Origin of the sequence: Sphingobacterium sp. UBA6317 (assembly GCF_002440385.1) — a bacterium.
Lineage (GTDB): Bacteria > Bacteroidota > Bacteroidia > Sphingobacteriales > Sphingobacteriaceae > Sphingobacterium > Sphingobacterium multivorum.
In genome coordinates, this window is sequence record NZ_DJTD01000043.1 from 1 (window position 1) to 19,810 (window position 19,810).

General features: G+C 38.7%; 19 protein-coding genes. 3 read left to right on the plus strand and 16 right to left on the minus strand.

Annotated elements, in window-relative coordinates:
• The coding region (locus B3E92_RS14160; protein WP_286897308.1) for a hypothetical protein at positions 1-254 on the plus strand (254 nt) is incomplete at its 5' end.
• A 459-nt stretch (positions 255-713) separates the two neighbouring features.
• Here the strand turns inward: B3E92_RS14160 and B3E92_RS14165 are convergent.
• The 4 genes from B3E92_RS14165 to B3E92_RS14180 all read right to left on the minus strand — a co-directional run bounded on the left by B3E92_RS14165 (position 714) and on the right by B3E92_RS14180 (position 3,486).
• Complete coding sequence (locus B3E92_RS14165) at positions 714-1,121, minus strand: hypothetical protein (protein ID WP_070564582.1); 408 nt, start codon at positions 1,119-1,121, stop codon at positions 714-716.
• Between the two features lie 453 nt (positions 1,122-1,574).
• Positions 1,575-2,108 (minus strand): hypothetical protein, encoded by a 534-nt coding sequence (locus B3E92_RS14170; RefSeq protein ID WP_286897309.1) that lies wholly within the window; start codon positions 2,106-2,108, stop codon positions 1,575-1,577.
• Entirely contained in the window at positions 2,053-3,069 is a 1,017-nt protein-coding gene (locus tag B3E92_RS14175; protein ID WP_286897310.1) for a hypothetical protein, read from the minus strand. Before B3E92_RS14175 ends, B3E92_RS14170 begins: the two co-directional genes overlap by 56 nt.
• Before the next feature lie 111 nt (positions 3,070-3,180).
• Entirely contained in the window at positions 3,181-3,486 is a 306-nt protein-coding gene (locus tag B3E92_RS14180) for a hypothetical protein (RefSeq protein WP_112376279.1), read from the minus strand.
• Between the two features lie 154 nt (positions 3,487-3,640).
• On the opposite strand from B3E92_RS14180, the gene B3E92_RS14185 reads away from it, so the two are divergent.
• A complete protein-coding gene (locus B3E92_RS14185; protein ID WP_286897336.1) occupies positions 3,641-4,285 on the plus strand; it encodes a sulfite exporter TauE/SafE family protein in 645 nt (214 codons plus the stop codon).
• A 99-nt stretch (positions 4,286-4,384) separates the two neighbouring features.
• Here the strand turns inward: B3E92_RS14185 and B3E92_RS14190 are convergent, their stop codons facing one another.
• The 11 genes from B3E92_RS14190 to B3E92_RS14240 form a co-directional block, all read right to left on the minus strand.
• On the minus strand, positions 4,385-5,587 hold the full coding sequence (locus B3E92_RS14190) for a DUF3570 domain-containing protein (protein WP_286897312.1): 1,203 nt from the start codon (positions 5,585-5,587) through the stop codon (positions 4,385-4,387).
• 30 nt (positions 5,588-5,617) lie between these two features.
• Positions 5,618-5,848, minus strand: a complete 231-nt coding sequence (locus tag B3E92_RS14195; protein WP_286897314.1) for a DUF4266 domain-containing protein — start codon at positions 5,846-5,848, stop codon at positions 5,618-5,620.
• Positions 5,845-6,771 carry an FAD:protein FMN transferase gene (locus tag B3E92_RS14200; RefSeq protein ID WP_286897316.1) on the minus strand — a complete coding sequence of 309 codons (927 nt, stop codon included), beginning with the start codon at positions 6,769-6,771 and terminating at the stop codon, positions 5,845-5,847. Before B3E92_RS14200 ends, B3E92_RS14195 begins: the two co-directional genes overlap by 4 nt.
• Positions 6,768-7,217 (minus strand): thioredoxin family protein, encoded by a 450-nt coding sequence (locus B3E92_RS14205; protein WP_286897318.1) that lies wholly within the window; start codon positions 7,215-7,217, stop codon positions 6,768-6,770. The genes B3E92_RS14200 and B3E92_RS14205 overlap by 4 nt, the downstream gene beginning before the upstream one ends.
• A 10-nt stretch (positions 7,218-7,227) precedes the next feature.
• On the minus strand, positions 7,228-8,382 hold the full coding sequence (locus B3E92_RS14210; RefSeq protein ID WP_286897320.1) for an efflux RND transporter periplasmic adaptor subunit: 1,155 nt from the start codon (positions 8,380-8,382) through the stop codon (positions 7,228-7,230).
• Positions 8,383-8,384: 2 nt separating this feature from the next.
• Complete coding sequence (locus tag B3E92_RS14215) at positions 8,385-12,728, minus strand: CusA/CzcA family heavy metal efflux RND transporter (RefSeq protein ID WP_286897322.1); 4,344 nt, start codon at positions 12,726-12,728, stop codon at positions 8,385-8,387.
• A 167-nt stretch (positions 12,729-12,895) separates the two neighbouring features.
• Positions 12,896-13,291 (minus strand): hypothetical protein, encoded by a 396-nt coding sequence (locus tag B3E92_RS14220; RefSeq protein WP_286897324.1) that lies wholly within the window; start codon positions 13,289-13,291, stop codon positions 12,896-12,898.
• Positions 13,292-13,371: 80 nt separating this feature from the next.
• Positions 13,372-14,067 carry a VIT1/CCC1 transporter family protein gene (locus B3E92_RS14225; RefSeq protein WP_286897325.1) on the minus strand — a complete coding sequence of 232 codons (696 nt, stop codon included), beginning with the start codon at positions 14,065-14,067 and terminating at the stop codon, positions 13,372-13,374.
• A gap of 356 nt (positions 14,068-14,423) precedes the next feature.
• Positions 14,424-14,792: a hypothetical protein gene (locus B3E92_RS14230; protein ID WP_286897327.1), complete on the minus strand. Its 369-nt coding sequence runs from the start codon at positions 14,790-14,792 to the stop codon at positions 14,424-14,426.
• 294 nt (positions 14,793-15,086) lie between these two features.
• Positions 15,087-16,766: an alpha/beta hydrolase-fold protein gene (locus tag B3E92_RS14235; RefSeq protein WP_286897329.1), complete on the minus strand. Its 1,680-nt coding sequence runs from the start codon at positions 16,764-16,766 to the stop codon at positions 15,087-15,089.
• Positions 16,767-16,863: 97 nt separating this feature from the next.
• Positions 16,864-17,676, minus strand: a complete 813-nt coding sequence (locus B3E92_RS14240) for a helix-turn-helix domain-containing protein (protein ID WP_286897331.1) — start codon at positions 17,674-17,676, stop codon at positions 16,864-16,866.
• A gap of 416 nt (positions 17,677-18,092) precedes the next feature.
• On the opposite strand from B3E92_RS14240, the gene B3E92_RS14245 reads away from it, so the two are divergent.
• A complete protein-coding gene (locus tag B3E92_RS14245; protein ID WP_115049177.1) occupies positions 18,093-19,064 on the plus strand; it encodes an Rpn family recombination-promoting nuclease/putative transposase in 972 nt (323 codons plus the stop codon).
• 108 nt (positions 19,065-19,172) lie between these two features.
• On the opposite strand, the gene B3E92_RS14250 is transcribed toward B3E92_RS14245, so the two are convergent.
• Positions 19,173-19,810 (minus strand): hypothetical protein (locus B3E92_RS14250; RefSeq protein WP_286897334.1); only part of this gene is annotated, 638 nt, incomplete at its 5' end.

Sequence of the window (19,810 nt, forward strand, 5' to 3'; positions counted from 1 at the left end):
GAATTAAAGTGGATAAAGGACGATATTCGATGAAAAAGAATATAAAGTTCGAATGTGACGTGTGTGGTCAGAAGCAATTGGTTGAGGTTTCTGTTTTGCATGGCGGTGGAACCTTGCAAATTATGATTGATCGGTTTTTTATAATGAATGTAGATTTTCGAAATGGCAATTGGGTAATGCTATGTAACAATACGAGCTGGTTGACAACCGACGAACTTACTATTATCCTTGATGAGTTGGGCTATGAGGAATAAAAAAACCTTGAGTCTGGGCGGGGCGAATCCTGTTTGGTTTTAAAAACAAAAAAAGGCCGAGTTACTCCTCATCCTCATAAATGAATAAATATTATAAAGTCTTTTCCAAAATTAGAAATCACCCAAGTTGCAGCAATGATAACGGACGGTGCGACAGGTGTGGACGATCATGGAAAAACTTTTTGATAATAGAATGCTGTCATTACCGAGACAGGGGGTTGATCTGGAGTGTTCGTGAACATGATAATAATATTTGAAGCAATAAACTAGCATTCCGGAATGAAAGTATTATCAGGAAGGAACTTTTAAACAACATATTCAAATAAATGAATAATTACTATCTGTGGGATTTACATACAATTAAACCAAAGAATGAAAGCAATTCACAACCTATGTAAGCATCCATTAATATAAACACTATAATGAGTCCAGCCGTATATATCGACCGGACTTTAAGATTTATCTTTTCAAAGCCTTTTCCTTTTCTTTAAGCATCCAGTTTCGGAGCTTTTCCTCTCTTTCAGGGCTGATACGCTTTAGAACAATTACCCCCTTTAAATTTTGAGTGCTATTCCCTGTAAATCTGTCGAATTCAACCGTTATATCATATTCAAAGCGATTCCATTTGGGAGAAGTGAGACTGTCAAACGGCACAGTTGTTATGGAATCCCCCCGTTGAACATATACCAAATTTGCCCAAGTAGCAGATGTCCTACTTGGAACACCAGACATCATTGCAACATCACGGAGATCCAAATGTATTTTTTCGACCAAAGTCTGTAGTATCGATAAGTCCTTTTCTTTTTTTTGACTGTAGGCAGATGTTAAAAAACAAATACCCAAGATTGTTAAAATGTTATTCTTCATTTGTTATCAATTAATTGGGGCTAGAGGATACGCCATGGATCGGACAGTTTTTCCCATCGCCTAAGTTTGCGTATGGTTTGATCGTTTGTGGTTGACCATCGGCGCTCGTCACGGTGATAGTTGGGTTTTTTATCCAGGTTTCATTTATTTCAACAGGTGGATTACCAAAGGTTGCATAATTATTTGCAAATGCTAAAGCTTTTGAAAAGTACTATTAATACAATATCGAATCCTATTTGGTTTTTAAAAAATATTATTTCTAGCTGTTGAGCATGGAGTACTAGCTGTCAAAAAGTTTGCTGTTACCGGATTTTTGACTGTAAATGATCTAAGCACCAAAAATATTTTACGTTGACGGATCAGGTGTGGATGATCTTTAAAAGCTACCCATTCAAAAAATAGATAACATCAACCTCCCCACTTGAAGTTAGTGAGTGGATAGATTGCAATTATTTACTGATGTTTTCGACTTGCTTTTTCAACTTCCTTTCTTAACTTTTTCTGATCTTTTCTTGGGCCCACTTCATTTATATAAGCAGGTTGCCTTGGTAATTTTATATCCATATAGTAATCTTTAAAGTATGCATCTATTCTCACTTCATCAATTGTCAAATTCGATCCAAATTTTTCTATAATTACTTTTCCCCAAAAACCATCTGGAGAGATTTGTTTTGAAAATTCACCCTTTTCGTCTGTGGTAAGCGAAGCTATGGTGTCCCTGCCATTTTTAAGAAAAAAGACTCTCGCGTAAGGCACTATTTCATTATTATAGCATAATCTTACTTTTCCATGTATTAATGGAGCTACCTCGCTTTCCGTATATCCTTTGCCCATCTGATTAAAACTACTGCAATTGTTTCGATCAATTTCAGCAAAGTCGTCAAGATTCTTTTTCGTTGCACAACTTGCCAATGTCCAAAATAAAAGAATGCTAGCAACCCATGCGAACTCCTTTTTGTGTAACTCCTTTGTCTTTTCTAGTATCATATTGTTCAGCCATTATTCTATCTGTAATTCGAGATTTATCTACATCTGAAAGGTTTTTAAAGGCATCCGTTTCTAATAAACCCTTCCAGGCTATATCATCATATATTTGCTTATCTAGATGATAACCCTTTAATTCTCCGTAATTTTTAATGGATGAGGCTAGATCTGTAATAAAATCTCTAGCAATGGTCTCATGTTGAGCGCCATTTGAAAAAGCTTTTTTCTTTGTATACTTTTCAAATAATTGAGGATAAGTCATTGTTGCTGCCGTCGCATCATCATAAAAAAATGCAGTAAGGTAAGCATGAATAGATTCATGAAGCATTGTTGTAGCAAACGCTAAGTCGGAAACATTACCTATAACTAATGGATTGGTATTGAAAGCTATAATTATTTCTCCTGTGTTATTATTTCGATTTGTACCAGCAGCTTTCATCGGGTCGTTAAAATTTTCTGTAGCAAACTTAAGATTATACCCTGGTATTTCTCCTGAAAATTTCTTGATTATATCAGCAACAGAATTTCCATTCAGCATTTTAAGTGTATCCGACACGCCTTTCATACAGTCTGGAAGATTTGTATCATCGATTTTAGCATTGAAGTCTGCAATATCACTTCCATCAGAGCCACCTCCGCCATCGCCTGTACCAGGTGCGTCTGGGACCCAGACATTTTCACAGACATATTCATCTCGGCTATCAATAAGCGACCAGCCATATCCGGCGCAAAATGAGGGGTAAGAACAATCTCGACTATGATAGATAGTTATACCACTACCACATCCATATCCTCCTGATTGATAGATACAATCCACCGTTTGATAGTTGCAATTTTGCTCCCATGCCATTTTCGTTGATGAAGCCCTCTTTTTCTGTACATTTTCATCTCCTTCAAAATAAGGCGAACCATTCCGGTATTTTATCAAATTTGCAGCGTTACTTTTTAGATTTGTGAATAACATTTTTCCAGTAAAGGAGCGGAGATCAGTAATTTCTTCCTTCGTATCATTGAAAAAAAAGCCTTTGTAAAATTCTTTGCCATTTTTTACGAGTAAGTATGTCTTACCACCTTTTTAAAACGTAATTTTCTCCTTATCTTCCTTGAGAAATGGATGCAGTGGAACAAACATATATTCAACTGAATCGTTTGCTTTACGGACAGTTACTTCATCCCATAAAGGTTCCCATTGAATTGGTAAGTTATCTTTTGGATTGATCTTTTTAAATATTCCTTCTTTGGCATAAAATTCTTTTATATCAGCCAAAGTCGGCTTATTTTCATTATCTAATACTTGGGACGAATCTTTCTGACAACTTACTACGATAAACAGCAAGATAAGGAGCCAGATAAAGTTTCTTGTAAAAAAATGGCTTTTCATTACTTCTATTTTACTTTTCTTTTAACGATTTATAGGAATAAAGCTAAAGTTATTTATCGTAAAATTTTTGCTAGATTAAAAAACTACACATTTGTGTGAAAGTTTGTAACTCGCTTATAATGTATAGATAATGCACAGGTAATATACAGTTCCTATCGCCTCACTATTCTTTAATTTTAAAACAGTATTGGGTATTACCGCTGTATTTCATGTTTTTAGCAACTTGTCAAAAATTGCATTATTCAGAAAGGGCATCCGTCTGGATATTGCTATCAAGCTTGGTATTCCGGCCGTTATATTTGTCATATTGGGCGCTATCATCACCAAATATTTACCGATTCAACAAATCGAGTTGGGGATGAACATCATTTTGGTCTTCATGGCTTTATTTTTAATATTTAAGTCAGACAGGCCAATAAATCCATCAAATTCAAACCTCTTCCTTGGCGGCGTCACTTCTGGATTCATAGCCGGGATTGCAGGTACCGGCGGAGCCATTAGGGGGATTACCTTAGCAGCGTTTCAATTGCCAAAAGATGTATTTATCGCCACTTCCGCTTTGATTGATCTGGGTGTTGATCTAAGCCGAGCAGTTGTATATATACACAATGGATATTTTACCAGCAAACATATAATTTACATCCCATTTTTGATTGGTATAAGCATTTTAGGAAGTTATTTTGGCAAACTGATATTACGAGGAACATCAGAAAAGACATTCCGGTATATTATCTTGATCGTTATATTAATCACTGCCGCATTTCAACTTTATAAGTACATTTACAGTAGTAAATCATAATTGCCAAAGCGATTGCTGGCTTTAATTTTCCGAACTGTACCATTAAAAAAGGGTGTCAATTATGGCACCCTCATTTTGGATAAGATTTTAGCCTGACAATTATTTAAATCTAAGATTTAGTGAAATAATATCCGACTTCATCCCCACAGATTTGGTGTAATGTCCGTACCGCAGCTCCAGCATATCCAATTTACGGATACCGAAAAGTCCATTGGGGAGATTCAAACGGACGCCGGCACCATAGAAATTACTGCTGAATTGAGATAGATCATAGTTACTGGTGTAGTAATCGTCCAATCCGGTGTGTTGCTGATATGCCGCAAAATATTTGGCGGCAGTTTGGCGGTAATACCGGTAAAAAGGACTTAGTGAAACATATGGCGAAAGCTTTATCGGCATTTCTATACTTGCTGTGTTGGACTTTATTCCCCAGTCGTCTGTGTAATAACGATAATAGGCACGCATGATGAACTGTTCGCCGAAGAAATAATTTGCCCGCATACCCAATGGTATTTTAAATCGTCTATCGGGTAGCGCTTCCTGATGCACTGTGCCATCTGTAAAATAGACCCTATGAAAGGGCAAACTCAAAAAACCTGATTGTTTTACGGCATCAGCCAAAAATTCAACCTGAAAATTGCTGTTGATAATCTGCGAATAGCTTAGTGAGAGCGCATAGGTGTTCCTACCACTTGAACCATAGTTATTATCATGCTCTCTTCCATCCGAACCAAGGTTGGTATTCGATCGTAGCTCGATAGGTGTGACCAGCTTTACCTGGTCGAGGTAGGTTTGGAATCGTGCTGTAAATTCGCCCATTCTGTTTTTGGTTTTTTGCGCAAAACCAATATTGGCACCGTAGGATTGATAGTCGAATTCTGAAGAAAGAGATATTCCACCCATCAATGTCGATCCTTTCTTTTCATTTTCCCGAGACCAAGAAATTGAGGGATAGATTCGATTATCGGCATGTGAAGCAGAAGAATTGGCCTTGAGATCGATCATATCTGAAGATGCCGAAGTATAATGGTCCAGTCCGATATTGAATGTGAATTTATTTTTTCGGTCTTTCTTGTCATATTTTAAGAGAACCACCTCAATATTATTGGAGATATCTGTTAATTTTTCTGAACCGATACCACCGGTCACTGCCGAATTGTTGCCGTCCTGATGGTAATAACTTGAGACAAGATTTGCCTCTTCAAAAGTCAGCTTCCTCGATTTTTCGGCAGGTTTGTTTTCCTGTGCTTTTGCGTGCAGCAGACCCACGAGGGCCGCAACACTAAGAAATACTTTTTTCATTTAATAGCGTTTTAAAAAACAGGTATTATTTCAATTACAGCCACAACCGCCGCCAACCTTTCCAGCGTTTGCGCCAGAAGAACCTTCTCTATAAGACTGAAAACTGAGTTCAGTCTTTTCGACATGTCGGTTGCCCAACCTCATTTCAGCATCATTGAGTTTATTTTTTTCGTATTCCTTTACTGTACTGCAGGAGGAGGCCATTATCAGTGGTAAGATCATAGCGAGGCTCCAGTATATCTTATTGCTTTTGTTTTTCATTTGAAGTGAATTTTATGGGATGAATAAATTTGGTTTTCATCATCGATGATAATACATTCTACCTGTTGAATCTGATTGATGAGCTTAATACCATTTTGGACGCCCATGATGCTTACCGGTGTTGCCAGCGCATCTGCAATTTCAGCATTCGGGCAGATGATCGTAACACTTTTTATGCCGCTTATGGGCATTCCTGTTTTTGGGTTAATGGTATGGGAATACTTTTTACCGTCTATCAGGACGAATTTTTCATAGTTCCCCGATGTTGCTATAGCAGTATCCGTGATATTCATATAGGAAAAGGGAAGGCCTGCCTGCTCCGGATTGGCAATTCCGATGGTCCATGGTTTTCCATTAGCCTGATTTCCCCAGACGGTAAGGTCGCCAGAGGCATTTACGACACCCGAATCTACGCCCCGCTGCTGTAATAATGTTTTCCCCATTTCGGCCGCATATCCTTTTCCGATGCCTCCAAAACCGATACGCATGCCCTGCTTTGTTAAAAATACCGTACTTGCCTCATCATCGAGTACTATATTGCTGTAGTTCACTAAACTCAAATTGCGTTCAACAGTTTCTGCCTCAGGAAGACATGGCATACTGCGATCAAAATTCCAAAGGCTCTTATCAATGCTTCCGTAGGTAATATCAAAATAGCCATCGGTTAGACGACTAATCCGTAGACTTCTTTTGATAAGTTGGAAGATTTCCCGGTCAACTTTGACAGGACGGATGCCCGCATAACGGTTGACCAGGTTGGTTTGACTGTCTTGATTAAAGGTGGTCAATAATCGCTCTATCCGTTGTATTTCTGCAATAACCGCATCAATATGGGCGTTAGCTTTCACCTCATTTTCATCAACGACTGTTAGCTCAAAATGATTACCCATGAGTTTGAGTCCACGTCGAAATTCTTTTTTCATGGCCGTGTTATTTGGTGGTAAACTGTCCTGATCTCATCACAAAAAGCAGAGCGATCTTCCCGGGGGAAGCCGGCCCAGCTCTTTAAAATTTTCCCATTGGCATCCAGTAACAAGGTATAGGGAAATATGCCCGTAGGATTATATTGATCTGCAAGATTCGCATTCTCTTTTTTCAGTTCTGCCGGCAGTTGATTTTTTTTGCTTCTTGGAAAGTCGGCATTAAGAAAGACAACGATATGTTCGTTAACGAGTTGTTTGAATTGCTCCGTTTCAATGATCTCTTTATGCAACTTTATACAGGGAATGCACCAGTCGGAACCGGAAAAATTGAGCAATATAAGTCCATGTTGAGCTAGTGCCTGCTTTTTAGCAACATCCAGTCGATTCTGCGCGTGAGCGGTATAACACAACAGTGTTAGTACCAACGTATTTATTAATGTTTTCATAGCGATTTTATTAATCTTCTCCTTCGGTTGTGTTTTTTAATTGCATCAACAGCGTATAAGCATTCTTACTAACGATTCTTTTACCTACAAAATCTCGCGCGTTCAACACCTTCACTAGGCCTTTTTGGGGCTCCTCAGCGGATATTGCTGTCAGACGATAGTTTCTGTTTCCTTCCGAGACGAATACATAACTTTTTCCTTCAAAGTCTACGATACATTCTTCCGGCAGAGCCTGTCCCAAGCTCGTTGTTGTTTGAATTTCAGCATTCATATATATCCCGGGTACCAGATCCTGATCATATTTATCCAAATGGCAATGGACATCTGTCATACCTGTGGGATCGACATCCTTGCCGATCAAATGTATTTTACCCGAGTACTTTTTATTCGGATTAGCATTGGAGTAAGCTAGTAGCGTTTGTCCTGCATGCAGCTGTTCAAGGTCCTTTTCATAAACTTTCAGATTTAAATGGATGTCCGTTGGGTTGATCAATTCAAAGAGGACATCCGAAGGATTTACATATTTTCCGATATTGACATTGACTTTACTGACATAGCCGTCGATCGTGCTGTATACTGGAGCACTTTTACGGATATTCCCAGCAGCAACTGTGCTAGGTTGAATATGAATGAGTTCCAGCTGTCTGGCAATTGCGTTCATTGTTATTTGCTGGCTGTTCATTTCGGCCTGTGCTTGTTGCGTTACTTTATCACTGCTTGCCTGACTCTGGTTGAGTTCATTTTGACGTCTATAGTCGAGCTGGGCAAATTGTAGTTTCGACTGGGCGGCAAGATAGTCTTGTTGCAGTTGGATAAACTGCGGATTTTCGACGATGGCAATAATATCACCTTTTGCTACTTTCATGCCTGGCAGCAGGCTGGTACTCTTTAAGTATCCTCCCAAAGGAATACTTACCGACACCAAATTCTGAGGCGGTACATCAATTTTCCCATTCAGTTTTAAGATGCTGGCTATCGGCTGGTCCGAAAGCGTTATCGTTTCTATTTGGGTATTGTGCAGTTGCGCTTCCGTTAAGGAGACAAGAGTTTCGTCCTTCGGCTTTGCTGATGACGGTGAGGTGTCACCCTTATTGCCCTGGCAAGAGATGCCAGTTATTGCCAACATAAGGACTATATATTGGACAAACATATTTTTCGTTTTCATTTCTATTGATTTATCATGATGTAATGAAGCTGAATGGCATTTTCATTGAGCTGCCACAATGCATCTGTATAGCTACTTTTAAGCGCGATTGCCTGGTTTATTAAAGTGACAAATTCGAGATAGTCAATGGCTCCATTGGAAAACTGCTTCTGCGCTGTGTCAAAAACTATTGCTGCATTTTTGATCCCCTCGGATTCATATTGATCGACAATAGCAAGACTGGTCAGATAGCGTTGGGCGAATTCTTGGGTCCGTTTTTCAAGCACAGACTGTGCATTTTGAAGTTCCTCGCTTGCAATGGTTTCAGCCAGACGTGCCGTTTCGATCCGAGCACGCTGTCCGCTGGAAAATACCGGTATGGAGAGCCCTATCTGCACCGAATGAAATCTTGGACTCGCGTCGTAGATTCTGTTATCAGGCCCTGCACCTTTAAAACTATTCAAATTGTAGCCTAGCAATAGTTGGGGAAGCAGTCGGGATTTTTCCACTGCAGTTGTGTGCGCTGCAACTATCTTTTCTTGTTGTAGCACTTTGAGTAAAGGGTGATCGGCTACCGATGACTGAACGAAAGTAGCCTTTTCTACTAGGGTAGGGGTGTAGGCTTCTGGTGTATTTAGCAACCATTGAAATTGTAGTTGAAGGACATTTATTTCATCACCTACCTGTCTCAATTGGATTGTGATTGCAGCCTTTTGATTTGACGCAGTTGCGCTTTCCAGCACATTGCTTTCTCCTGCCTTCTTACGGAGGATGGTTTTGTCGAGGAAGCCGCTATAAAGGGACAATGCCTCGCTCAAAAGTTTTTCCTTTTGCTGCCAATATAATATGTTATAGTAGGTAAGGCTAACAGCCTTTTTCAGCTCAAACTCTTTGAGGTTGACATTCAGCTGGCTTTTTTTCCATTCTTCGGTATAGCGTGCACGTTGCCTTCTGTAGACGGTAGGAAATCCAAAACGTTGACTGATACTGATTTTTGTATCCTGGTAAGCGCTATTGATCTGCCCGTAATCTAAGCTGACATCCGTCGGCGGAATATCAGCAGTGGATGTCGCTATCAGTGCCTTGGCATAAGCTTCACGCAGTTTTTCAATTTTTATGTTTCGGTTATTTTGGAGCGCAAGTTCAATGGATTGATCCAAAGTGATCTTGGACTGCGCTGTAGATTTTTCTGTTGCAAAGACAACAAGGGCTATCACAAGCGGTATAATTTGCTTTCCTTTTAGTTTACGCGGTTTAAAACCGCGTTCCATCGTTACGAAAAGCAGTGGAAGCACAAATAAAGTTAATAGTGTCGCAATAAGCAGACCGCCAATAACCACAGTTGCCAAAGGGCGCTGTACTTCAGCTCCAGCTCCGTTGCTCAGCGCCATAGGAATAAATCCCAGTGAGGCTACCGATGCAGTCATTAAAACAGGACGTAATCGATTTTCGCCACCATCAACGACAATACGCACAATATTACGGATGCCGCTTTTTCGAAGTCGGTTAAATTCAGATATTAATACGATGCCATTGAGCACAGCGACCCCAAATAGCGCAATAAATCCAACTCCGGCACTAATGCTAAAAGGCATTCCCCGCAGCGCCAATAAGAACACACCACCGATAATTGATAATGGTATAGCGGTATAGACCAATAAGCTTTCTCTAACAGATTTAAATGCAAGGAATAAGAGTATAAAAATTAGCGCTAACGCAATTGGCACAGCAATCAACAAGCGGTGTTTGGCGTTATTGAGGTTTTCAAAAGAGCCGCCATATTTGATGGAGTATCCAGTTGGAAGTTTGATTTCTTTTTCAATCTTAGCTTGTAATTCATGAACGATACTTTGTACGTCTCGACCGTTGATATTAAATCCGACAACAATCCGCCGTTGCGCATTTTCCCGTTGGATCTGGTTAGGGCCCTGTACAATCTTTACACTGGCCAATTGGGACAATGGAATTTGGTTTCCCATGGGAGTAGGTATTAAAAGGTTACGGATATCAGAAATGTTATTCCGGTCTCTGGCAGCAAGCCGTACAACCATGTCGAAGCGTTTCTCACCCTCGAATACCAAGCCTGTTCGCTGCCCGGCAAAAGCCGCATTGATGGTTCTATTTACTTCATCGATCGAGAGGTGATACTGTGCAATTACGGGGCGATTATAAGATATAACAACTTGCGGAAGTCCAGCAATCGGTTCGATGTAGAGATTCTGGGTTCCCTGGACCTGTTCGATTATTTTACCTATTTTTTGAGCATGTAAGGTCAGGGAATCCAGGTTGTCTCCAAATATTTTCAGGACAACGTCCTGACGTGCACCCGTCATCAGCTCATTGAACCGCATTTGGACGGGGTACTGAAAACCCGCGGTGATACCGGGGACATCTTTCAATGCTTCGCTCATTTTTGTAGCAAGTTCAGGAAAGGTATGTGCCGAAGTCCATTGCTTTTTGTCTTTTAAAATAACCATCATATCCGAGGCCTCCATCGGCATAGGATCGGTCGGCACCTCACCACTACCAATTTTGGTGACTACCTTTTCTACTTCCGGAAATCTGCTCTTTAAGATATGTGCAGCTTTCTGTGTGCTTTCAATGGTCGTAGTCAGGTTGCTTCCTGGGAGGACACGGGTATCTACCGCAAAATCACCTTCCTCCAGTGAAGGAATAAATTCCCCGCCTAGCTGGCTGAGTATCACTATAGCTCCTATAAAAAGAAAAATAACCAGTGTAAAAATTATTTTTGGAATTCGCAGTACTTTGAATAGTGTGTGCAGGTAAAACTTTTCCAGTCTCTTCATCAGCTTATCCGAAAGCGACGGTCTGTTACTTTTTGAACGAAGTACAAATGAACTCATCATCGGTATATAGGTGAGCGATAGTAGGAATGCACCCAATAGAGCAAAAGCAACAGTTTCGGCCATAGGCTTGAACATTTTACCTTCGATTCCTTGCAACGTTAAGATCGGAAGGTAAACGATCAGAATAATGATCTGTCCAAAGACAGCACTGTTCATCATGCGACCGGCTGATGCTGTTACCAAATCATCCATTTCAGAAGCGGGTACTTTGAGTAGGGCTTTGAATCGTTGCTGTTGTATAAGCTGATGCATGACCGATTCAACAATAATGACTGCGCCATCAATGATTAATCCGAAATCGAGTGCACCAAGACTCATCAGATTACCACTTACCCCAAAAAGATTCATCATGCAGATTGCAAAAAGCATGGCTAACGGAATTACGGAAGCTACGAGCAATCCGGCACGTATGTTGCCCAAAAAGAGAACTAGCACAAAGACCACAATAAGTGCGCCTTCCAGGAGATTTGTCTGCACCGTGCTGATGGCATTATTGACCATTTTGGTACGGTCTAGAAAAGACTCGATGACGACTCCTTTGGGTAGGGTTTTTCGGATTTCCTCTACCTTGGCCTTGACGTCCGCAATCACTTGGCTACTGTTGGCTCCTTTAAGCATCATGACGACGGCTCCAGCCACCTCACCATTGTCATTGTAGGTCATGGCACCGTATCGCGTTGCAAATCCCGAACGTACATCGGCTACATCCCGCATGAAAATCGGTACGTCATTTTGTTTCCCTGTGATTGCAATATTCTGAATGTCTTCAATCGTGCCAACCAATCCTTCACTTCGGATGTAAAGCACTGTCGGTCCTTTTTCGATATAAGCACCGCCAGTATTCTGATTGTTGGTGTTGAGGGCATCAAAGACGTCGTTAATGGTAATCCCATAAGCATTTAGCCTGTTGGGGTTTACAGCGATCTCATATTGTTTAAGTTTGCCGCCAAAACTGCTGACTTCGGCTACGCCTTTAACACCCAGCAGCTGCCGTCTGACGATCCAGTCCTGAATTGTACGCAGTTCGGTTACATTATATGTACGCTCGTATCCCTGCTCGGGGCGAATAACATATTGGTATATTTCGCCAAGACCTGTAGAAATAGGACCTAATTGCGGCGAACCTATACCTGGTGGGATTTCCTGTTGTACCTGTTGCAGACGCTCAGCTACCTGTTGCCTGGCCCAATAGATATCAATGTTGTCATCAAAGACAATGGTCACCAAGGATAGTCCAAATCGCGAAAAGCTCCGGATTTCCTGTAATCCAGCAATATTACTGTTGGCCTGTTCAATTGGAAAGGTCACTAGCCTTTCGATATCTGTTGCTCCAAAGGATGGAGCTATTGTAATGACTTGCACTTGATTATTGGTGATATCGGGTACGGCATCAATAGGCAATTTCGTTACCTGATAAGCACCTACACCGATCAAAGCCAACATCAAAAGCATGACAATGAGTTTGTTCTTTACAGAGAACTCAATAATTTTCGTAAGCATATCAATTTGATTCTGTTAAATCGTAAGTTTTGACAAAGACATGAATGACCAGCAATATATTGACATTGAAAAATGCTTCCGTATTCCAATACAGAAATTATAGGCATTTACTGTCAAGAAAGATGCTGAACTGCGGACGTCTTTATCCTAATAAAAAGAGGAATGTATTAACAGAATTTTGGCGGTTGCCAGATGGAACTAAGAAATGTATCGTCTATAAACCGATCGTTATGGATTGGAGTGGTTGAATGTTGCTTCGGTAGTGAGCAGTTGTGCATTTCCACTTCTATAGTGGGGGGGCAGACAAAAACAGCATAGTATGAAGACGTATGCATCATGAATGGAAGTTTTTGATCTTCTTCATAGTCGTCATCATGTGGATGGTTTTCCAGGTGATCTCCATTATAATGAATCGCTAGAAAATCGACGATAGACATCGCTGGATTTTTTTCCTTATGCTCAAAATAGTGCTCTATCAACAATGGAAACCGCAACAACTGCGCAATTTCTGTTGCAGAGGCGATATAGATCGTCAAAAAGCATATAGCAAGCATTTTTTTCATCCTACACAAAGTTATAAAAAAATACTATTGCATGTATTGTACTATAAACATTTTCACATTTCTTACGTTGTCCACAAGTTTTATTGTCCAAAGAGATATCCTACACATGCAGAAAGTACCATCGCTATTGTTCCCCACAACGTTATACGGATAATTGCTTTTAGGATACTTGATCCACCGGTTTTTGCAGCAGCAGCACCTAAAAGGATCAAAAAGAACAATGTAAATCCATACAACCAATATTCCATTCCATTCATCGGAGCAAAAAGAATAACGAATAGCGGTAAAATTCCACCCACGGTAAATGAGGCTCCTGATGCAAGTGCTGCCTGTATAGGCTTTGCCTTACTTATTTCGTTTATGCCAAGTTCATCCCTAATATGAGTAGCTAGTACATCTTTTTCCGTGAGCTCCAAAGCAACTTGCATTGCGGTCTCTTTTTTTAAGCCACGGCGCTCATATATCTGCGCCAAAATTTGTAGCTCCTCATTCGGATTTTCTTCCAGTTCTTTTTTTTCACGCTCGATATCCGCTCTTTCCGTATCTGTCTGCGAGCTAACAGACACATATTCTCCGGCTGCCATGGATAAGGCACCGGCAACAAGGCCTGCTACGGTAGCCAGTATTATTGGCTCTCTTATCGAGCTGGCAGCAGCGACGCCAATGGCTAGGCTGGAAATAGAGATAATACCGTCATTGGCTCCGAGCACGGCCGCCCTGAGCCAATTGCTTCGGTGGATGTAATGATTGTCAAGATAATTGTCAATTGTTATCATAATTTTCGCTTTATATGAATTGACTTAAATGGTATCAATCCCATTCATTCTCTTTTAAATATACAAAAATAAAATGCTTAATTTACAGCCCTATGAGACGGCATTCTTTTAGAATAATCAAAGCAGGCAACATGTATGCCTGCTTTGAATTTGACCTTTTCAGTATTCTTAAATGCTGCGGAAAAGTACTGCTGTAACTATGTTTCTATCGTCGAGAATAAAAGGTGCTGTATTGATGGAGGATTTTCCCCATCTGCCTCGAAGATATCAACCTTTGTTTGTAGCAACCTATCGTCTTTAATTATCAGATGCTCGGGGAAAACATTTTTTACTTTCTTTTTCAGCTTTTCAAATGCCTAAAAATCAGTGTCGCTTACAGGGGCAAATGATTTTTTCCGATTGGGGAGGCGCATTATCCTGATCGCATAATAGGGTAAAATAACACTAACAAATAAAGAGTATAAGATGTCTTCATTCTGCTCAAGGCGGAAGGAAAAGTGATATGAAGGGCTTCCCCCTAAGAAGGAATAGTCCCAGATTTCAGCAGACAGGTCGGTAAGGGACTCTTTTAATTGTTCCCATTGCCCGCGGTCTGACCAGGCTGATTCAATACATTGTTTCCGGTTATTGTAAGCTTCTGAAGCGGAATAAGCGATGATATCGTCGAGAGTAAGACCCTCCGGATAATACTCTTTTAACTGCTCTGTTATTTGTCCCTTTCGCATCTGAATTTATTTACAATTAGTATCCCAGTTCTTCACTCCAGTCCCAGGATTAGTTCCTACCATATTGGCTCCTCTCGCAAGATTCGCTCCAAGCTGTGCATTGATTTAGACCTGCATTTCAGGAGGCCTTTTTTTTAATTTGTTAAAACTGCCGAACGAATCGACTGTTCTTCCGCGTAGCCAACTCTTCTTTCGAACCCATACCGTAGCCTTAACAATGCGTCATCATCTTGAAATTAAGAGCTGTATATATTCTTTTTAACAACCTTTTGATGAAAAGGACGCGTACATATTTTAGGATATATTAAGGTTAATACGATTTATCCAAATTTGTTCTCGGTCTTGGTTGTTTTCAAAGTTCTGCAACATATATTCACGATTGTACTTTACTTTTTCATTGAAATACAATTTACCATTTACGTAAACCTTTACTTTCTTCTTCAGATTGACCATTTCAGGCGAAATATTGATTGAAAATGATTTAATAGATGAAGTTTTAATTCTGAAAATGTTGTTTTGATATTCAGCTTTTATTTTTCCTGATTTTCTTGGAAAATCAAAAGCTTTTTTATCAACTTCCTGAACAACTAAGCTATCGTTTTTGTCATATTTCAACCATTGGCTGATTTTAAAATTTAGCTCTTTGTGCCAATTTGATTTTTGGCTTAAGGTATCTAATTTTATGTCAGAAAACCAATCAATATTTCCGTATTTTTCATCATCGAATTCCCAAGATATTTCTTTCGGAAAAGGGTTTCTCTTTCGGGGTTTTAGGTCGTTAAAAAGAATCTGATAAGCTGGTTCAGATTCGTCAAATTGTGGAAACCAATGCGGAAATCCATTGTACCGATAATCTTTGTAATCGGCATTTATTCCGTGCATTAATTTTGTTAAATCATCATTTGCGTTTGGTGGATAATAATAATCCTCATCTGTTGAAAAATTGATAAATGAACGGTTTTTAATATTTTCAACGAAAGTACCACCAGTGAAAATTTTTGGATAAGTGTTAAATCCGTAAAAACCTGCAAATTGTGTAGGTTGTTTCATCAGATATGAAAACGAACCCGTTCCTCCGTTAGAATGTCCCGAAATGAAAACTTTATTGTCATCAACGTTCACTGCTTTCTTGATACTTTCAAGCATTTCGGGAATCATAAAAAAGCCCTCATTTGATGTCATCCAATTGTATTGCCTGCTCCCTTTTGGAAAGACTAAAATGACATCATTTTGCTCTGCATAATTTGTGTAATACCTATTCCAGCCGCCTAAATTCCAATCGGCAAATTGATAATCAATCAACGCATTACTTCTTACTGCACCATGAAGAAAGAAAAGCAGGGGATACCTCTTTTTAGGATTGTAATTTTTTGGCAAATGAATAAAAAACGAAGTTTTGGTTGAATCGTTTATTTTGAATGAAATAGAATAATCCTGATTCTTTTTCGCTTTATAGGGATTAAAGTTTTTTATTTTCTCATAAAGAGATTTTTCATCCTGAAATTTATCTAGGTTAGTTGGCTCTATGCTGAAAAATTCATCTTCCTTTACTTTTAATTGGCTGTAAAAACGATCTTTATTTTTAATAGCATCACTTTTCAAAATTTGCCATCTTGGGTGACCTATTAGATCTTTATATTCTTCCGAAGCATAATCTCTAATGATATAATTCCAAGCGGGATAAGTTTTCCAGTCGGTTTCCTTCTTTGCCAGCGCAGATAAATAGGTAAATGCTTTATCTTTATTATTCAATTTATAGGCTAAGATTGAAGCGTTATAGCGGCTAAATTGATCTATACTATCCGGAAAGCGCGCAAATGCATCCTCGTATAATCCTAATGCATGCAGATACGCAATTGAATCTTTTGCTTTTTTTTTGTTTTCGACCGCTTTTCGAATCAAAGTTGAATAATTTTCCTGTGCTTGGGCAAATAAACTTAACAGAACTAAAAATAAAACAATACAATATTTCATAAATCAAAATTTAATCAGGCAAATCTACAGACAAACTATTTCGGAAACTTGTAAAAATGGAACTTTACTCGAACTTGTAAAAATGGAACTTTACTCGTTAAGGATCCAGATGCCAAAAAGTATCTTCTTTTCCTAAAATAGTTCCTTTGCTAAAAAAGTTTCTAGGTGAATTATCAACCAGATTTTTATAGATTTTATTAAGATGAGATTGGTCGCTGAAATTAAACTCATAAGCAATTTCAGTGAAGCTACTTTCAGGGTTCTCAAAAAGTTTCTTGTTGACGGACTGCCTAAAAAGAACTATTTCGTAAAATTTTTTTATGGAAACTCCCAAATGAAATTGAAATAATCTGTTTAAATGTTGTCTGCTGATTCCAATGTAAGTTGAAAGTTCTGTGACAGATATTTTCTCGTCATTACTGAAAATATATTGAATTGCTTGTTCTAAAATTGGGCTCTCAAATTTTTTAAAACGATGTAATAAAGCGTTGTCTAAAAAATCTGAAATATGTTTTGTTTGAGTTGTAGAAAAGATTTCTTTTAGTTCTTCTGGACTGAAAAACTCGTAATCTGTTATATAATCTGCAAAATTTAAATTTTCGTAAAATTGCTGGATACCTAAAGGATGAAATACAAGGACGATTCTGTAAACTGTTCCAGATTGTTTTACATTAAGTACTTTTTGCCGAATAGGGGTGAAAATCTGAAATGGGTTTGCGTTATCATCAAATTTTATTTCTCCATTTTCCAATCTCACATGATATCTATAAATTGAAATTGTATTATTAAAATGGGGGAAACATAGGAATTTATTGATCACATTATTTGGTTTAATGTCCAAATAGTAATAATCAACATACTTTTTGACTATAGGATTTTTTGGTTTGAACGTTTGAAATAATTCCTTCATTTTTAACTTTCCACCTCGCAAATCTGCAATAATTTCAAAAATAAGAAAAAAAGTTAATGCTAAATCAACATATATCTGATCGTCTAAATAATAATGGAGATTGGAAAAAAACCTAAACAGCTTTGCTGGAGATTAGCGCTTAGCAAAGGGCTACTTTAGTCTAATATAATTCACTATCAAACGCTAAGAAAAGTGATTAAAAGTAATTCATACATAATCGATATTATTTACTAGGTTATTGTGCTAATTTATTACATACTAAAGAACTCATAAAATTTGATAAAGAATAGTCTGTCTGTAATTTTTCAGCTCATGTGATTGACTATCAATATAATGTACTTGTTTTTTTTACTAAATATGTTAGCGATAATCAATTTATTGTTATATATTTGTCTGATAATCAATTAATAAATATTATGGCTAGATCAAAAAAACATTTGGGTAGGTATGTAGATCCACGTACCGATTTCGGTTGGAAATTTTACTTTGGTAGGGAGGACAACAAAATCTTACTGATTGAGTTTCTCAATAGTCTGTTTCAGGGAGAGAAGATAATTTCGGATCTAAGATATAAGCCTGTAGAACATGATGGTGATTATGAGGAAATGCGTCGTGTTGTATTTGATTTACATTGTATCGGCAGCGATGGTGAGGTTTTCATCATTGAGATGCAGCAGCTCTTTCAAGAATTTTTTAAGGACCGTGCAGTGTACTATACCTCACGTCTCATCAATAAACAATTAGCGCGAGGTAAGAAGGGTAGTGATTATTACCTACCGGAGGTTTACTTTATTGGTATTTTGGAGTTTCACATGGATAGAAATGGTAGTACCGGTATATCTCGTGTCACAGAGCGGCCTTATTTCTATGATGTTGCGCTGTGTGACAAATTGACCAAAGAAATATTCTATGATAAATTGGGATATAAAATGATTTCGCTTCCATTATTTAATAAACAGCCAGAAGAACTAAAGACAGTTATGGATCAGTGGTTGTACTTACTTAAACACTTGAGTACCATGGATAGATTGCCAACATTTTTGGATAAAAGAATATTTGGTCTTATCTTTGAGATAGGAGAGATAGGTAAACTAACGGAGGAGGAGCTAATGTCATACGAAGCAAGTTTAAAACATAAGCGTGATGCTGAGAGCGTATTTAATTCGGCCAAGAAATCCGGAGAAGCTTTAGGTCACGCTAAAGGCCTAGCAGAAGGTCTAGCGGAAGGTCTAGCCAAAGGACTAGCAGAAGGTAAAGCCAAAGGACTAGCAGAAGGAGAGCGTAAAAGAGCTCTTGAAACCGCTAAAGCATTTAAGGAAATGGGGCTACCTATAGCTGATATTGCTAAGGGCACAGGGCTTTCTGTCGAAGAGGTCGAAAAACTCTAAGTTTCTTTATTTTGGATGACTGCTCCACCAATAGATGAAGGGCACGAGCCGATTAAATTGGTTGATACAGTTTATGTTATACTCTCCCGTTATATGCTGTGCTTCCTGTCATTCTGTTGTCGGTAATAGTTTGTCAGCTAAATATTGTTTCCATCTTGTCCCGGTAAACTCGCAATTTCCGCTTTTGATTTGAGCATTGGGAAAGTCTGCAAGAATTGCTGTTAAGTCGTTCCAAACATCTTTCAATTCATCGTCCTTGTTCTCAAAATTCAAACTAAATTTTCCGTTCTCTACTTTTATATACTTGAGAAAAATACCTTCTTGTGTCGAGCTAATTCTGTCCGCAAGTTGTATATAGTAACCTTGATAGTCTGGATAAGGAACTTGCTCTGGTTGTCTTTCTTCACCTGAATAATAACGAAACAAAATGTCATGTCCGTATTTGCTTAATTTTTCTTTCCAAAATAAAGGTCTTGGAACTTCAGAAAGGTCAGCGGTCAAATATATTTCCTTCTCACTTGTCCAAGGCTTAAATATTGTTTTTATTAGCTCTTGTTCTTCAATTTCAAGGCTATTTGTAACAAGTCGAAAAGTCGCAGGTGTAGCGAACTCTAAGCAAATTCCGTTTTCAACTTCCCATGCTTCAATATATTCAATGTAGTTGTCGTCACCAACATTTGCTACATCTTTGTCAAAAGTCCATTCATAAATATTTGATGGAATAATTTTGAAAGGCAAAATGTGTC

Bases quoted from the DNA above. Each gene is read 5' to 3' on its own strand.
- B3E92_RS14165 (WP_070564582.1), bottom strand. From the start codon at position 1,121: ATGAAGAATAACATTTTAACAATCTTGGGTATTTGTTTTTTAACATCT.
- B3E92_RS14170 (WP_286897309.1), bottom strand. From the start codon at position 2,108: ATGATACTAGAAAAGACAAAGGAGTTACACAAAAAGGAGTTCGCATGG.
- B3E92_RS14175 (WP_286897310.1), bottom strand. From the start codon at position 3,069: ATGTTATTCACAAATCTAAAAAGTAACGCTGCAAATTTGATAAAATAC.
- B3E92_RS14180 (WP_112376279.1), bottom strand. From the start codon at position 3,486: ATGAAAAGCCATTTTTTTACAAGAAACTTTATCTGGCTCCTTATCTTG.
- B3E92_RS14190 (WP_286897312.1), bottom strand. From the start codon at position 5,587: ATGAAAAAAGTATTTCTTAGTGTTGCGGCCCTCGTGGGTCTGCTGCAC.
- B3E92_RS14195 (WP_286897314.1), bottom strand. From the start codon at position 5,848: ATGAAAAACAAAAGCAATAAGATATACTGGAGCCTCGCTATGATCTTA.
- B3E92_RS14200 (WP_286897316.1), bottom strand. From the start codon at position 6,771: ATGAAAAAAGAATTTCGACGTGGACTCAAACTCATGGGTAATCATTTT.
- B3E92_RS14205 (WP_286897318.1), bottom strand. From the start codon at position 7,217: ATGAAAACATTAATAAATACGTTGGTACTAACACTGTTGTGTTATACC.
- B3E92_RS14210 (WP_286897320.1), bottom strand. From the start codon at position 8,382: ATGAAAACGAAAAATATGTTTGTCCAATATATAGTCCTTATGTTGGCA.
- B3E92_RS14215 (WP_286897322.1), bottom strand. From the start codon at position 12,728: ATGCTTACGAAAATTATTGAGTTCTCTGTAAAGAACAAACTCATTGTC.
- B3E92_RS14220 (WP_286897324.1), bottom strand. From the start codon at position 13,291: ATGAAAAAAATGCTTGCTATATGCTTTTTGACGATCTATATCGCCTCT.
- B3E92_RS14225 (WP_286897325.1), bottom strand. From the start codon at position 14,067: ATGATAACAATTGACAATTATCTTGACAATCATTACATCCACCGAAGC.
- B3E92_RS14230 (WP_286897327.1), bottom strand. From the start codon at position 14,792: ATGCGAAAGGGACAAATAACAGAGCAGTTAAAAGAGTATTATCCGGAG.
- B3E92_RS14235 (WP_286897329.1), bottom strand. From the start codon at position 16,766: ATGAAATATTGTATTGTTTTATTTTTAGTTCTGTTAAGTTTATTTGCC.
- B3E92_RS14240 (WP_286897331.1), bottom strand. From the start codon at position 17,676: ATGAAGGAATTATTTCAAACGTTCAAACCAAAAAATCCTATAGTCAAA.
- B3E92_RS14245 (WP_115049177.1), top strand. From the start codon at position 18,093: ATGGCTAGATCAAAAAAACATTTGGGTAGGTATGTAGATCCACGTACC.